Origin of the sequence: Herbaspirillum sp. DW155 (genome assembly GCF_037076565.1) — a bacterium.
Taxonomy (GTDB): domain Bacteria; phylum Pseudomonadota; class Gammaproteobacteria; order Burkholderiales; family Burkholderiaceae_D; genus Herbaspirillum.
In genome coordinates this window covers 2,037,630-2,051,004 of sequence record NZ_AP029028.1, presented here as the reverse complement: position 1 = coordinate 2,051,004, position 13,375 = coordinate 2,037,630, and the positions used below count along the sequence as shown (strand labels likewise).

General features: G+C 60.7%; 14 protein-coding genes, 3 tRNA genes and 1 riboswitch. Of the genes, 4 read left to right on the top strand and 13 right to left on the bottom strand.

What is annotated here, in order from left to right; all coding sequences use genetic code 11:
• Positions 1-104: 104 nt before the first annotated feature.
• The 9 genes from infC to AACH55_RS09285 form a co-directional block, all read right to left on the bottom strand.
• Complete coding sequence (infC, locus tag AACH55_RS09325) at positions 105-626, bottom strand: translation initiation factor IF-3 (RefSeq protein WP_088753697.1); 522 nt, start codon at positions 624-626, stop codon at positions 105-107.
• A 73-nt stretch (positions 627-699) separates the two neighbouring features.
• Positions 700-2,607: a threonine--tRNA ligase gene (gene thrS / locus AACH55_RS09320; RefSeq protein WP_338719136.1), complete on the bottom strand. Its 1,908-nt coding sequence runs from the start codon at positions 2,605-2,607 to the stop codon at positions 700-702.
• A 466-nt stretch (positions 2,608-3,073) separates the two neighbouring features.
• Positions 3,074-3,481 carry a response regulator gene (locus tag AACH55_RS09315; protein WP_338719135.1) on the bottom strand — a complete coding sequence of 136 codons (408 nt, stop codon included), beginning with the start codon at positions 3,479-3,481 and terminating at the stop codon, positions 3,074-3,076.
• A 120-nt stretch (positions 3,482-3,601) separates the two neighbouring features.
• The gene (locus AACH55_RS09310) at positions 3,602-3,769 is read right to left on the bottom strand and encodes a hypothetical protein (protein ID WP_338719134.1); all 168 of its coding nucleotides are present in this window, start codon (positions 3,767-3,769) and stop codon (positions 3,602-3,604) included.
• A gap of 63 nt (positions 3,770-3,832) precedes the next feature.
• A tRNA-Val gene (locus AACH55_RS09305) sits at positions 3,833-3,909 on the bottom strand.
• Positions 3,910-4,033: 124 nt separating this feature from the next.
• A tRNA-Val gene (locus AACH55_RS09300) sits at positions 4,034-4,110 on the bottom strand.
• Positions 4,111-4,235: 125 nt separating this feature from the next.
• Positions 4,236-6,488, bottom strand: a complete 2,253-nt coding sequence (locus tag AACH55_RS09295) for a bifunctional (p)ppGpp synthetase/guanosine-3',5'-bis(diphosphate) 3'-pyrophosphohydrolase (protein ID WP_338719133.1) — start codon at positions 6,486-6,488, stop codon at positions 4,236-4,238.
• A gap of 6 nt (positions 6,489-6,494) precedes the next feature.
• Positions 6,495-6,845, bottom strand: coding sequence for a RidA family protein (locus AACH55_RS09290; RefSeq protein ID WP_338719132.1), 351 nt, complete (start codon positions 6,843-6,845; stop codon positions 6,495-6,497).
• Between the two features lie 74 nt (positions 6,846-6,919).
• Positions 6,920-7,786 (bottom strand): alpha/beta hydrolase, encoded by an 867-nt coding sequence (locus AACH55_RS09285; protein ID WP_338719131.1) that lies wholly within the window; start codon positions 7,784-7,786, stop codon positions 6,920-6,922.
• 240 nt (positions 7,787-8,026) lie between these two features.
• On the opposite strand from AACH55_RS09285, the gene AACH55_RS09280 reads away from it, so the two are divergent.
• From AACH55_RS09280 to AACH55_RS09270, 3 genes are all read left to right on the top strand, one after another.
• Positions 8,027-8,119: transfer RNA gene (locus tag AACH55_RS09280), tRNA-Leu, on the top strand.
• Between the two features lie 219 nt (positions 8,120-8,338).
• A complete protein-coding gene (locus AACH55_RS09275) occupies positions 8,339-8,521 on the top strand; it encodes a type II toxin-antitoxin system HicA family toxin (protein WP_338719130.1) in 183 nt (60 codons plus the stop codon).
• A gap of 19 nt (positions 8,522-8,540) precedes the next feature.
• Positions 8,541-8,936, top strand: a complete 396-nt coding sequence (locus AACH55_RS09270) for a type II toxin-antitoxin system HicB family antitoxin (protein WP_338719129.1) — start codon at positions 8,541-8,543, stop codon at positions 8,934-8,936.
• A 67-nt stretch (positions 8,937-9,003) separates the two neighbouring features.
• Here AACH55_RS09270 and AACH55_RS09265 read toward each other — a convergent pair whose 3' ends face one another.
• Positions 9,004-9,177 (bottom strand): hypothetical protein, encoded by a 174-nt coding sequence (locus tag AACH55_RS09265; RefSeq protein ID WP_227022621.1) that lies wholly within the window; start codon positions 9,175-9,177, stop codon positions 9,004-9,006.
• A gap of 342 nt (positions 9,178-9,519) precedes the next feature.
• Between AACH55_RS09265 and AACH55_RS09260 the strand changes: the two genes are divergently transcribed.
• Positions 9,520-10,080, top strand: coding sequence for a DUF2242 domain-containing protein (locus AACH55_RS09260; protein WP_338719128.1), 561 nt, complete (start codon positions 9,520-9,522; stop codon positions 10,078-10,080).
• Positions 10,081-10,181: 101 nt separating this feature from the next.
• Here the strand turns inward: AACH55_RS09260 and AACH55_RS09255 are convergent, their stop codons facing one another.
• From AACH55_RS09255 to ybaL, 3 genes are all read right to left on the bottom strand, one after another.
• Positions 10,182-10,463, bottom strand: coding sequence for a hypothetical protein (locus AACH55_RS09255; RefSeq protein ID WP_338720234.1), 282 nt, complete (start codon positions 10,461-10,463; stop codon positions 10,182-10,184).
• 223 nt (positions 10,464-10,686) lie between these two features.
• A complete protein-coding gene (locus AACH55_RS09250; RefSeq protein ID WP_338719127.1) occupies positions 10,687-11,202 on the bottom strand; it encodes a 6,7-dimethyl-8-ribityllumazine synthase in 516 nt (171 codons plus the stop codon).
• Between the two features lie 86 nt (positions 11,203-11,288).
• Positions 11,289-11,456, bottom strand: a riboswitch (FMN riboswitch).
• A 91-nt stretch (positions 11,457-11,547) separates the two neighbouring features.
• Positions 11,548-13,188: a YbaL family putative K(+) efflux transporter gene (gene ybaL / locus AACH55_RS09245; RefSeq protein WP_338719126.1), complete on the bottom strand. Its 1,641-nt coding sequence runs from the start codon at positions 13,186-13,188 to the stop codon at positions 11,548-11,550.
• Between the last annotated feature and the right edge of the window lie 187 nt (positions 13,189-13,375).

The window sequence follows — 13,375 nt, the reverse complement described above, 5'->3', positions numbered from 1 at the left end:
GCCTTGGCTGCCGCAAGGTCTGCGGCATGGACGACACCGGGGTGATGTCGCCCTGATACGGCTAACTGCTTAAAACCAGGAAAACTGAAAAAGATATAAATGATTTATTTCTTTTTCTTGGGCGCCAGCACCATGATCATCTGGCGACCTTCCATCTTGGGAAACTGCTCGACCTGACCATACGGCTCCAGGTCAGCCTTCAGGCGCTCCAGCACGCGCATGCCGATTTCCTGGTGAGCCATTTCACGGCCACGGAAACGCAGCGTGATCTTGGTCTTGTCGCCGTCTTCCAGGAACTTGGTCAGGTTGCGCAGCTTGATGTTGTAATCGCCATCATCGGTACCCGGACGGAACTTGACTTCCTTGACCTGGATGACCTTCTGCTTGAGCTTGGCCTCGTGTGCCTTCTTCTGCTCCTGGTACTTGAACTTGCCGTAGTCCATCAGACGGCAGACCGGAGGTTGCGCAGTGGGCGCAATCTCGACCAGATCGACTTCAGCCTCTTCGGAAAGCCGTAAGGCTTCGGCCAGGCTGACGATGCCCAGAGGCTCGTTGTCGACACCCGAAAGGCGCACTTCCGGCGCAGTGATCTCGCGGTTGAGGCGATGCGACTTGTCAGTAGCTATTGCAGTTTCCTTTTAAAATCCAATGAATTAAGCCGTGCTCTTGCGCTGGGAGGAAGCCCTAGGCTTCCCCGTCTCAGGCTTTGGCGGCCACCTCATCCTTGAGGCGCTCCACCAAGGTGTCGATGGACATCACGCCCAGATCGACATTGCCCCGCGCACGCACGGCCACAGTGTTGGCATCCCGTTCTTTATCGCCGACAACCAGGATATAGGGCGGCTTCTGAATAGAATGCTGCCGTATTTTATAGGTAATCTTCTCGTTGCGCAAATCGGTCTCGACCCTAAACCCTTGTTTTTTCAGCGTTTGTGCAACGTTCTGCACATAATCGGCCTGCGCGTCGGAAATATTCAGGATGACAACTTGCGTTGGCGCCAGCCACAAGGGCATCGCACCGGCGTGGTTTTCGATCAGGATGGCGATGAAGCGCTCCAGCGAGCCAACGATAGCGCGGTGCAACATCACGGGCACCTTGCGGTTGTTGTCTTCCGTGACATATTCCGCACCCAGGCGCGCCGGCATCGAGAAGTCCACCTGCATGGTGCCGCACTGCCAGGAACGGCCGATGGAATCCTTCAGGTGGTATTCGATCTTCGGGCCATAGAACGCGCCCTCGCCCGGCAGCTCCTCCCACTCCGAACCGGAGGCGCGGATGGCTTCACGCAGGGCGTTCTCGGCCTTGTCCCAGACTTCTTCTGCGCCGATGCGCTTTTCCGGACGCAGAGCCAGCTTCACGGCCACGTCCTTGAAGCCGAAGCAGTCATAGACTTCACGCACCACGCGGTTGAAGGCGGCGACTTCTTCCTGGATCTGGTCTTCGGTACAGAAGATGTGACCATCATCCTGCGTAAAGCCACGCACGCGCATCATGCCGTGCAGCGCGCCGGAAGGCTCGTTGCGGTGGCACTGACCAAATTCGCCATAGCGCAGCGGCAGGTCGCGATAGCTGTGCAGACCGGAATTGAAGATCTGGATGTGGCCCGGGCAGTTCATCGGCTTCAAGGCATAGGCGCGGCTTTCCGATTCGGTCGTGAACATGTTTTCACGATAGTTTTCCCAGTGGCCGGTCTTTTCCCACAGCGAGCGATCCAGAATCTGCGGCGCCTTCACTTCCTGATAGCCGTTGTCCTGGTACACGCGGCGCATGTATTGCTCCACCTGCTGCCAGATGGTCCAGCCCTTGGGATGCCAGAAGATCAGGCCAGGCGCCTCATCCTGGAAATGGAACAGGTCCAGCGCGCGACCCAGCTTGCGGTGGTCGCGCTTTTCGGCCTCTTCCAGCATGTGCAGGTAGGCTTCCTGGTCTTCCTTCTTGGCCCACGCGGTGCCGTAGACACGCTGCAGCATCTCGTTGTTGGAATCGCCACGCCAGTAGGCACCGGCCAGCTTCATCAGCTTGAACACCTTCAGCTTGCCAGTGGACGGCACGTGCGGGCCACGGCACAGGTCGGTGAAGTTGCCTTCGGTGTAGAGCGAGACATCCTCATTCTGCGGAATGGAGGCGATGATCTCGGCCTTGTAGTCTTCGCCGATGGACTTGAAGTAAGCCACGGCCTCGTCACGCGGCAGCACCTTGCGGGTGACCGGCTCATCCTTCTTGGCCAGCTCGGCCATCTTCTTTTCGATGGCCTGCAGGTCTTCCGGAGTGAAGGGGCGCTTGTACGAGAAGTCGTAATAGAAACCGTTGTCGATGACCGGACCGATGGTCACCTGCGCCTCGGGAAACAGCTCCTTGACCGCGTAAGCCAGCAAGTGGGCGGTGGAGTGACGGATCACTTCCAGGCCGTCCGGATCCTTGTCGGTGATGATGGCCAGATCCGCATCCTTGTCGATCAGATAAGAGGTATCGACCAGCTTGCCATCGACGCGGCCCGCCAGGGCGGCCTTGGCCAGACCGGTGCCGATGTTGGCGGCGACCTGCGCCACCGTGACCGGGTTGTCGAACTGGCGTTGCGAACCATCGGGAAGACGAACTGAAACCATTTTGCACTCCATGTCGGCAGCCTTGCTGCCTTGCCTGTTGAGGGTAATGTCGAAAAGACGGACGAAAAAAAACGCGGACCAGCCGCGCTTTTTCAAAGGACGAAAAAGAACCCGACTAGCGTCGCGTGAAAACCTCGGTGGTAGTTCGCGGTGTCATAACCGGTTTGCCTTTCTCGCTCTTACAGATGAGGGGGGAATGTAATCCGGGAGCCGCTGCCCACACGGGCAGATCAGTCCGAAGCGCCGCATTATAGCAAACTTTGCACGAACATCGGCGCGCTTGCCACACAGCACCACGCCACACCCCGGACGGTACGGCACTGTCGGGCTGCCCGTGCCCGGCGCAAAGGGCGATAACCGGCAAGCCTCTTCACTTCCATCGATCGGAAATGAAGCCACACGCCAAAAAACGAAACGGCATCCGAAGATGCCGTTGCGGTCTCAAGCGAAGCGAATCAAGCGACCATCAAGCGTTGGCCATCGCGGCGCGGCGCGCCAGGATCTTCTCGATCTTTTCCTTGAGGGTAGCCGCAGTGAAGGGCTTGACGATGTAGCCATCGGCGCCCGACTGGGCCGCCACGACGATATTTTCCTTCTTGGCCTCGGCCGTGATCATCAGCACCGGCAGATGCGCCAGCGAAGGCGTCGCGCGGATTTTCTTGAGCAGCGTCAAGCCATCCATGCCCGGCATGTTCCAGTCGGTCAACACGAAGGTCACCGGCAAGGCGCCCGCCTCCAGGATTTTCAAGGCCGAGGAGCCGTCATCAGCCTCCACCATCTTGGTATATTCAAGCTCCTTCAGCAGGCCGCTGACAATGCGACGCATTGTCGAAAAGTCATCAACCACGAGGAAATACTGATCATCTGCCGCCATAGGAAAATTCGTTGCGCCGTGAAATGAGGATTGGAGATGTTATCCGCGAAAAAATTCGGGGCAAGTGTAAAGCATTTGAAATGCTTCCGCGAAACATCTGACCCATTCCTTCATAAAAATTCACTTTTTCTCGCCCGCCATTGACCACCCGCAAACCATGGAGGCCGCCGCCACGCCATCGGCGTCGGCAGCCATCAGCAATCGCGGGGGAATGTATAGAAAGGAAGGGCGGCGCAGAAAAACAAAAAGGAAGCCGCCAGCGCGCTTCCTCTTGTGGATTCCTGCCATGTTTGCATATTCTTCGCCTATTTCTTCACCCAACCCCTCAGCCTCATCAGGAAGCAAAAGAATTGGTAGGCACGATTGGACTCGAACCAACGACCCCTACCATGTCAAGGTAGTGCTCTAACCAGCTGAGCTACGCGCCTATCGAAGAATGCTGCTTAACTTTGCTTAACTTGCTACTCGATAAAACAAAAAAGGAAGCCGAGAACGCGCCTCCTTTTTATCGCTTCGCGCCAATCCGACCATCCCGTACGGGACCAGAAGAATTGGTAGGCACGATTGGACTCGAACCAACGACCCCTACCATGTCAAGGTAGTGCTCTAACCAGCTGAGCTACGCGCCTAACGAAGAAGCGAGAGTATAGGAGGCTTTTTAAAATTTGCCAAGGGGTAAATGCTGAAAATGATGAAAAAGTAAAAATAGTTCTCGTCTTTCAACAGGCATCCGCCCCCCCTGCCCGCGCTCTTCCTATTGCCGCTTGGCCTCGATCACCCCTTTGACTTCACGGATCACCGTCAAGGCTTTCTGCAACTGCTCGGTCGAACCGATCTCGGCCGTGAAGGCCATGCGTGCCTGCCCCTTCACGCTTTGGGTACTGACGCCGATGACGTTGATCTTGTCGCGCAGGAAGATATCGGAGATATCGCGCAGCAAGCCCTGCCGGTCACTGGCCAGCACGAAGATATCGACCGGATACACCGTATCGCGCGCCGGCGCACCCCAGGTGGTCTGGATCACCCGTTCCGGCGCGTGCGAACTCATCTCGGCGAAGTTCTTGCAGTTCACCCGGTGGATGGAAACGCCCTTGCCGCGCGTGACAAAGCCGGCAATCACGTCCGGCGGCGCCGGCTTGCAGCAGCGCGCCAGTTGGGTCAGCAGACCATCCGTGCCGACCACCAGCACGCCCGACTTGGCGCCCTGCACGATGCTCGACGCCCGGCTCTTGCGGGTGATCAGGGCTTCGTCGTCGATCTCGGGCTTCTTTTCCTCGCCCACGTGCAGCGCCTGCTCCACGTGCCGCAGGCTGAATTCCTCCTTGGCCAGCGACAGGCACAGGTCATCGACCTTGGCAAAGCCCAGTTTCTGGGCCAGCTCTTCCAGGTTGACGGCGGTCTTGCCCTCACGCTGCAAGGTCTTTTCCAGCAGGCCACGACCTACCGAAAGTGTCTCCTGCTGCTCGATGGCATTGAACCAGGCGCGGATCTTGGAACGCGTGCGCGAACTGGCCGCATAGCCGGGACTGAGCCAGTCGCGCGAGGGGCCCACGCCGGGGCCGCTCTTGGCGGTGATCACTTCCACCGTCTGGCCATTCTTGAGGGTGGTATTCAACGGCACCATCACGCCATCCACGCGCGCACCACGGCAGCGATGGCCGACATCGCTGTGCAGGTGATAGGCGAAGTCGATGGGCGTGGCGCCGCTGGGCAGTTCGATCACACGTGCCTGGGGCGTGAGCACATAGATGCGCTCATCCAGCGTGGCCGACTTGAGCTTTTGCACCCAGTCGCGGCGCACTTCTTCCTGGTCCACCACGGCATCGGTGACTTCATTCTTCCAGGCCAGCAGCTGGCGCAGCCAGGCGATTTTCTCGTCATATTTCTGCGCCGAGAAATTCGATCCGCCGCTTTCCTTGTAGCGCCAGTGCGCCGCCACGCCGTATTCTGCAAAGTGGTGCATCTCGTGCGTACGGATCTGCACCTCGAGCGCCCGGCCATCCTCGGCCATCACCACCGTGTGCAGCGACTGGTAACCGTTCTGTTTGGGACGCGAGATGTAATCGTCGAACTCTTCGGGAATCGGCGTCCAGATGTTATGCACGATGCCCAGCACCGAGTAACAAGTCTTCACATCGTCGACGATGACACGGAAGGCACGCACATCGTAGAGCTCGGAAAAGTCGATGGACTTGCCGCGCATCTTGTTCCAGATGCTGTAGATGTGCTTGGGCCGTCCGCTGACCTCGGCGCGGATGTCCTGGGCCGCCATCTCGGCGCGCAGGCGTGCGATCGCATTGGCCACGAAGGCTTCGCGCTCGAGGCGTTTTTCTTCCAGCATCTTGGCGATGCGCTTGTAGGTCACCGGCTCCAGGAAGCGGAAGGACAGGTCTTCCAGCTCCCACTTCAACTGCCAGATGCCCAGCCGGTTGGCCAGTGGTGCATACAGATCGAAGGTCTGGCGCGCGTACTGCGCGCTGGCCTCGTTCTCCTGCTTGGTCTCGGCGAAGTAGCGCAAGGTGGCCACGCGCGAGGCCAGGCGCACCAGCACCGCACGCATGTCGGTGGCCATGGCCAGCAGCATCTTGCGCAGGGTTTCCACCTGGGCGGCGGCCTGCTGGGCGGCGTTCTTGCCGCGCAGGACTTCCTGGTTCTGGGGTTGGAAGCTGAGGCTGTGAAAGCGCATCAACTGGCGCACATTGCCCACCAGCTCGGCGATTTCCTTGCCGAAGCGTTCTTCGAGCTTTTCGTCCAGCTCGGGATGCAGCATCTGCGCCTCAAAGGCCAGCCCGGCGATGCGGGTGGCGGCATCGACGTTCAGGGCGGTCAGCACGGTGGCCACCGAGACGGCGAATTGCAGCGCATTCTGCCCGGACAGGATCTGCCTGTCGGCATACAGCGGTTCGAGTTCAGCCAGCGCCTGCTCGACCCGTGCCACATCCTCAGGACCGAGACCGGCAGTGATGGCCGCCAGGCCTTCGCCCTGGGTACTTGCTACCGAAACCATACCCGCTTACTTCTGTGCGGCGACGATGATGATTTCCACCAGCAGTTCAGGACGGGCCAGCTTGGCTTCGACGGTGGCGCGCGGCGGCGCATTGCCGGGAGCGACCCACTCGTCCCAGACCGCGTTCATGCCGGCAAAATCCTTCACATCGGACAGGAAAATCTGGCACGACAGGATCTTGGTCTTGTCACTGCCGGCCTCGGCCAGCAGGCGGTCGATGTGACCCAGCACTTCGCGGGTCTGGCCTTCGATGTTCTGGGTGGCGTCTTCGGCGATCTGGCCGGCCAGGTAGATGGTGCCGTTGTGAATGGCGACTTCGGAGAGGCGCTTGCCGACGTGCAGACGTTGTACTGACATGAAATTTCCTTCCTGGTGAAACCCGGCGCCAGTGAGCGCCGGTGATGATAAAAATTGATCAGACCGGGGACCGCTCAGCCCAGCAGGAACTGGCGCGCCACCTCGATCTGCGATGCATGCATGAAGGTCGGCGCATGGCCCACGTCGGGCAGCTCGACCAGTGTGGCCCTGGGGCCGCGGCGCGTCATTTCCTGCGCCACTTCCGGCAGCAACAGGTCAGACTGGGCGCCGCGCACCAGCAGCGTCGGGCAGCCGATGGCATCGTAGGCCGCCCACAGCATCTGTTCGGCCGCGCTGGCCGCTTCCGGCGTGGTCAGCTTGAACGGCACGGCCAGGCCCAGATCGTAATGGCGCACCCACTTGCCCTCTTCATTCTGGCGCAGCACGTCCTTGGCCAGCTTGTGCCATTCTTCATCGCTGTGTTGACCGAAGCTGGCCGAAATGGTGCGGATGTATTGGGCCGCTTCCTCGAAGGTATCGAAGCGCACGTCCTGGCCGATGTACTCGCCGATGCGCGCCAGTGCGGCACCGTTGAGGGAGGGTCCGATGTCGTTGAGCACCAGGCGGCGGATCGGGTTGCCCGGCAGCGAGGCCAGCGCCATGCCGATCAGGCCGCCCATGGAGGTGCCGAACCAGTCGACGATCTCGGCATCGGCGCGCGCCAGCAGGGTCACCATGTCGCTCACGTACTGCGGCACGGTATAGAACTGCGGATTGGCCAGCCGCCCGGAACGGCCGCGGCCCACCACATCGGGACAGATCACCCGGTAGGTATCGCACAGCTCGCGCGCCATGCGGTCGAAATCGTCGGAGACCCGGGTGACACCGTGCACGCACACCAGCACATTGGGATTGCGCGCATCGCCCCACTCCTTGTAGGCCATGGTATGCAGGCCGGCGGGCGAAATGCACTGCACTGTCTTGACTACGGCTTCAGTCATGGTGAGGGCTTTCCGGATGAAAGAAGACGTCATTCTACCCTCTCACGACAGCTTGTCGGCCGGAAATGACACCCTCGGACAGGATGGAATGCTGTGCGGCGCGCGCAAACGGGCTCTGCGATGGGCATCGGGCAGCCTCATCAAAAAACCGGAGTTTTCCGCAGGAAAAAACGGATGATGTGGCGCAAGTCGCTGCTATAATGCGTCCCTTTTCCGGCGGCCCTCGCCGGCATCCCTCATGCCTGAGTGGTGAAATTGGTAGACACAGCGGACTTAAAATCCGCCGCTTACCCGGAAGGGGGCGTGCCGGTTCGACCCCGGCCTCAGGCACCAGTCACGGTTGCAAAAGCAATTCCGCCGGCCGCGGCTTTCCTGGTCGGATGGTTGCCAATTCCGATGAGGCAGCGAGCCTCATCCATTTCAAGCACATTGAACCCTGTAGAGAAGAGTGTCGCCCGACCGGAGCCGACTTGGCGGCGTTCGTCCATCCATCATGGAGTCTGCCCCAAAGTCCATATTGTGTAATCGTGTGTATAATTCACAATACGCTGCATGGACAGCGCAACCCTCATCAAAAGACTCAAGGCCGACGGCTGGTATCTCGCGCATACGGTAGGCTCGCACCACCAGTTCAAGCATCCAGCCAAGCCCGGCAAGGTGACGGTGCCGCATCCCAAGAAGGATTTACCCCTGGCAACGCAGAAAAGCATTCTCAGGCAAGCAGGCCTGAAATGACGTCCATCAGGAGAACCCCATGCTCTACCCGCTCTACGTCCACAAGGATCCCGACAGTGCCTATGGCGCTGCCTTCCCCGATTTCCCCGGCTGCTTCGCCGGCTCGGACGAACTGCAGCATCTGCCCGCCGCCGCGCAGGAGGCGGTGGAGGCGCATTTCCATGGGCAGGCCGAGCCCATTCCTGCCCCGAGCGCGCCTGAAGACTGGGCTGACGATGAACGATTCCAGGGGGGGTACTGGATGTTGGTGGAGATCGATCTGTCGCGCGTGAACGCCAAGTCAGTGCGACTCAACGTCAGCCTGCCGCAGAACCTGGTGGCGCGCATCGATTCCGTGGCACAGGCGCGGCGCATGTCACGCTCTGCCTTCCTGGCGCTGGCGGCCGAGCATGAAATGCGGGCCGGGATGCGATGACGCCCAAGGCAGGACATCGACAATAGCAGTGAAGGCAGGCACCGGAACTGCCCGATCAGGATGAGGCTCAGCGCTTGAGCAACTCCAGCGCATCCTCCGCCACGCTGCGCAGATTGGTAATGGTGGCATTGAGGTCAGCCAGTTCGGCCGGCGTGGGCGGCTGGTCCATGCCGTTCTTGACCAGCGAGGCCTTGATGATCGTCGCGGCCATCTGCCACGCAGCCTTATTGTGTGCGTCCACCAGTTCCTTCTGGATGCGCTCCAATTCCGCTTTCTGATTTTTATCCATTATCCTTGACGAGGCCGTATGCGAATTTGCCCAGCGTGCTGCGCAGATTCGTGATCGTCCCGATGGAAGACCACTCCCTTGAACTTCCTAACATTACTTTCAGTCAGGCAATTCGACAAGTGATTTTACCTTCATGTCAGCAAACTGCGGGAGCGGCTTCATCCGCTTTCTCAGACACTGATAAGCACCCTGTTACGGTTCTTTACCATCCGTCCAAACCCTGCACTGCGTGAATCCTTTACAATCCACGCCATCCTCTTCTGTCCCGTCTTTCTGTCGCTGGAGATCCGCTGCATGCCGCGCTTGCGTTTTTCTGTTCCGTTTTTCTTCGTCACCTCGCTCAGCCTGGGCCTGACTGCCTGCAGTACAGGCAAGACCGCCTTCTATCATCAGGAGGAATTCAGCGATACCAGCGCCTTCTCGCGCAGCTTCCCCGGCAGCGAAAAAGCCGTCTGCGAAGCCGCCCGGCGCGCACTGCTGGGCCAGGGCTACGTGATCAGCAAGTCGACGGACAATACCCTGGATGGCAACAAGAGCTTCCAGCCCGCCAGCGACAAGCACATGGAAATCGCCTTCCACGTGGTCTGTGCCTCCAATGGCAACGGCAAGAGCTCGACCATGTTCGCCAGCGCCACCCAGGATGGCTACGGCATCAAAAAGAGCAACAGCTCGGCCAGCCTGGGCGTGAGCGTGCTGGGATCGGTGTCGATGCCCTTTGCCGCCAGCGATGATTCGATGGTGCGCGTGTCCAGTGAAACCATCCGGTCGGCCGACTTCTATGACCGTTTCTTCGGTGCAGCCGAACGCTATCTGCTGGTGGACGTCGATGACGACACCGCGCCCGCCAAGAAATGAAGGCCAAGGAAATTCACCCGCTCAGTACTTCCCGGGGATGAACGTGACAATGGCGGCCGAGGCCGCCATTTTTCTTGTCCGGTTTGTCCGATATTGCCGGCTCAACGAGCCCAGTAGCCCGGAGGCGGCGGACGGTGCCAGTGACGATGATGGCCGCGATAGTAGTACTCCCGTTCCACATAGACCGGCGGCGGCGGGTTGACGTAATAGACAGGAGCCGGACGCACATACACCGGCGGCGGAGGCACATACACCGGCGCCGGCGCCACGTACACAGGCGGGGGAGCCACGTAGGCCGGCACGCCGATATTCACGCCGATCGAGACATGCCCGGCCATGGCCGGCGCTGCGCACAGACCGGCGACGGCTGCAAAGACGGCCATGCCGGCCATCATGGGAATCGACTTGTTCACGATAGCTCCTCGTTGTTCTGAATGACGTAGCGTGACTATATCCCCCGATTCCTGACAACTCTAGGCGAAAGCCGTAAGGTTTGTAAGCAAATGCTTCACAATTTATGAGGCGAAAGTGACGCAAATTTACGGCACTTTCGCCTCCAGCGGGCTGTTCAGGCCGACTGGCCTCCTGGCGTACTTCAGGCGGGCATCAGGCCGCGTTCAGGGCCCGCTGCGCTGCCTCGGCCGCCCGCACCTCGGCCAGCTTGGCCACGGTGGTGGCGCAAGCCTGTGCAACTTCGCGGCCCTTGACCAGGAAATGCTGATGGAAGTAGTCATGGTGCTCGCTGTGCGCGTGGAAATGATGCGGCGTGAGCACGGCCGAGAAGACCGGCACCTCAGTGTCCAGCTGCACTTGCATTAGCGCCGAGATGACCGATTGCGCCACGAAGTCATGGCGATAGATGCCGCCATCGACCACCAGGCCGCTGGCGACGATGCCGGCATATTTACCGGTCCTGGCCAGGACCTTGGCGTGCAGAGGGATTTCGAAGGCGCCCGGCAGTTCGAAGAAATCGATGCTGGCGGCGGGCCAGCCCAGCCTGGCCATTTCCTCGGTGAAGGCGATGCGGCACTGGTCGACGATATCCTTGTGCCAGCTGGCCTGGACGAAGGCGATGCGTTGACCGTGGTGGGAAGGGACTGCAGAGAGATGCGCTTGCGACATGGTTCAGGACTCCTGTTCGATGAATAAACAGGGCGTGGGAATGCGCGGCCGCACGCGCAGCCCGAGCAGCTGCGCGACACCGGACATCCCGTTCTCTTTCATCCGGACTGTGACCGTCGGCCCCGGAATCGCACCAGGTCTGCTGACCCCGGCTCGTCGTGGAGACAGGCCGGGCGCTCGCGGGCTACACGCGGCACCGAAGGCGCCGCCTGATTACCGCCGGTGGGGAGTTTCACCCCGCCCCGAGAACTTGTTGCCGCGCAGCGGACCGAGGGTCCGCTGCGATAGCAGCCGCGACTTTAGCATGTGAAGCAAAATGCTGCAGGCGCACCGCTTTTTCTTGCCTCAGCCGCCCTGCCCCACCGCGTCCAACATGCCCCGCGCAATCTCGCGCTCGCCCATGATGACGCGCTGGGCGCCATGCTTTTCCAGATGCTCGATCTCGGCATCGGAATGTGCGCGCGCCACTACCTTCAGGCCGGCATTCAGTTCCAGTGCATTTTCGATCACCTGCCCCGCTTCGAAGACTTCCGGAATCGCCACCAGCAGCCAGCGCGCGCGCTCCACCGCAGCGGCCTTCAGCAACTCGCTCTGGGCCGCATTGCCATACAGCGCCGGCACGCCATCCTGGCGCAGGGCATCGAGATGCTCGCGCTGCGCCTCGATCACCACGAAGGGCTTGCCCTGCGCGCGCAGCTGCTCGCCGATACCACGGCCGACACGACCATAGCCGACCAGCACCACGTGATCCTGCAGGTCGACCGTGGCCGGCACGTCCTGCACGTCAGCTGGCTCGGCGTGACGCGCCTCGTAGCGATCCAGCAGCGAGAACAGCAAGGGATTGATCAGGATCGACAGGATCGCCCCGCCCAGGATCAGGTCGCGCGCCATCGGCGAGAGCAGGTCCAGAGACAGGCCGAGTGTGGCCAGGATGAAAGAAAATTCACCTATCTGTGCCAGGCTGGCCGAAATCGTCAGCGCCGTAGAATTCGGGTGACCAAATGCGCGCACGATCAGCCAGGCCGCCAGCGACTTGCCGACCACGATGATGAGCAGCGTCGCCAGCACCAGCAGCGGTTCGCGCACCAGAATGGAGGGATCGAAGAGCATGCCCACCGAGACGAAGAACAGCACCGAGAAGGCATCCCGCAACGGCAGCGATTCTTCGGCGGCGCGGTGGCTCAGTTCAGATTCGGACAGGATCATGCCGGCAAAGAAGGCCCCCAGCGCGAAGGACACCCCGAACACATAGGCCGAGCCCAGCGCAAACCCCAGCGCGATGGCCAGCACCGCCAGCCGGAACAGTTCCCGCGAACCGGTATCGGCGATACGTTCCAGAATCCACGGAATGACGCGGCGCCCGACGATGAGCATCACGGCCACGAAGGCCACCACCTTGCCCAGGGTCAGCCCCAGCGTCAGCAGCACGGCGTTGCCGGAGAGCGCCTCGCCCTTGCCGCCGAGAATGCCCGAGAGCGCCGGAATGAGCACCAGCGCCAGCACCATGGCGATATCCTCGACGATCAGCCAGCCCACCGCGATGCGGCCGCGCTGGGTCTCCACCAGGCGGCGTTCCTGCAACGCCTTCAACAGCACCACGGTACTGGCCACGGAGAGCGCCAGTCCAAACAGGAAACCCTCGCCGAACGGCCAGCCCAGCAGCCCGCCCAGGCCCATGCCGAGCAAGGTGGCGATGGCGATCTGGGCGACCGCGCCGGGAATGGCGATGTTCTTGACCGACAGCAGATCCTTGAGGGAAAAGTGCAGACCGACCCCGAACATCAGCAGGATCACCCCGATCTCGGCCAGTTCCTGGGCCAGGTCGGCGTCACCGACAAAGCCGGGCGTGAATGGGCCGATGGCGATACCGGCCACCAGATAGCCGATCAGGGGTGGCATTTTCAGGCGATGGGCCAGCGTACCGAAAATGAAGGCCAGGACCAGGCCGGCGACGATGGTGGCGATCAGGGGCGTGTGATGGGGCATCAGTCAGGGATCCTTTCTAATGTGGATGAATTGATTGGAGATGACTGGAGCACTGGCTCATGCCCGTACCTTCATGAAGACTAACACGCGCATGAAGTCATAGGCATGACAAGCACAATCAGCAGAGCGCGCCAACGGCAGACGGCGCCTGGCGCGGCGCCCTCTGCCATTGGGGAGAGCCGCTCAG

Excerpts from the sequence above, each read along its gene's own strand:
- AACH55_RS09260 (WP_338719128.1), top strand. The coding sequence starts at position 9,520 with ATGCCGCGCTTGCGTTTTTCTGTTCCGTTTTTCTTCGTCACCTCGCTC.
- ybaL (WP_338719126.1), bottom strand. The coding sequence starts at position 13,188 with ATGCCCCATCACACGCCCCTGATCGCCACCATCGTCGCCGGCCTGGTC.
- AACH55_RS09295 (WP_338719133.1), bottom strand. The coding sequence starts at position 6,488 with ATGGTTTCGGTAGCAAGTACCCAGGGCGAAGGCCTGGCGGCCATCACT.
- AACH55_RS09310 (WP_338719134.1), bottom strand. The coding sequence starts at position 3,769 with ATGGCAGGAATCCACAAGAGGAAGCGCGCTGGCGGCTTCCTTTTTGTT.
- AACH55_RS09285 (WP_338719131.1), bottom strand. The coding sequence starts at position 7,786 with ATGACTGAAGCCGTAGTCAAGACAGTGCAGTGCATTTCGCCCGCCGGC.
- AACH55_RS09275 (WP_338719130.1), top strand. The coding sequence starts at position 8,339 with ATGGACAGCGCAACCCTCATCAAAAGACTCAAGGCCGACGGCTGGTAT.
- thrS (WP_338719136.1), bottom strand. The coding sequence starts at position 2,607 with ATGGTTTCAGTTCGTCTTCCCGATGGTTCGCAACGCCAGTTCGACAAC.
- AACH55_RS09315 (WP_338719135.1), bottom strand. The coding sequence starts at position 3,481 with ATGGCGGCAGATGATCAGTATTTCCTCGTGGTTGATGACTTTTCGACA.
- AACH55_RS09250 (WP_338719127.1), bottom strand. The coding sequence starts at position 11,202 with ATGTCGCAAGCGCATCTCTCTGCAGTCCCTTCCCACCACGGTCAACGC.
- AACH55_RS09255 (WP_338720234.1), bottom strand. The coding sequence starts at position 10,463 with ATGGCCGTCTTTGCAGCCGTCGCCGGTCTGTGCGCAGCGCCGGCCATG.
- AACH55_RS09270 (WP_338719129.1), top strand. The coding sequence starts at position 8,541 with ATGCTCTACCCGCTCTACGTCCACAAGGATCCCGACAGTGCCTATGGC.
- AACH55_RS09290 (WP_338719132.1), bottom strand. The coding sequence starts at position 6,845 with ATGTCAGTACAACGTCTGCACGTCGGCAAGCGCCTCTCCGAAGTCGCC.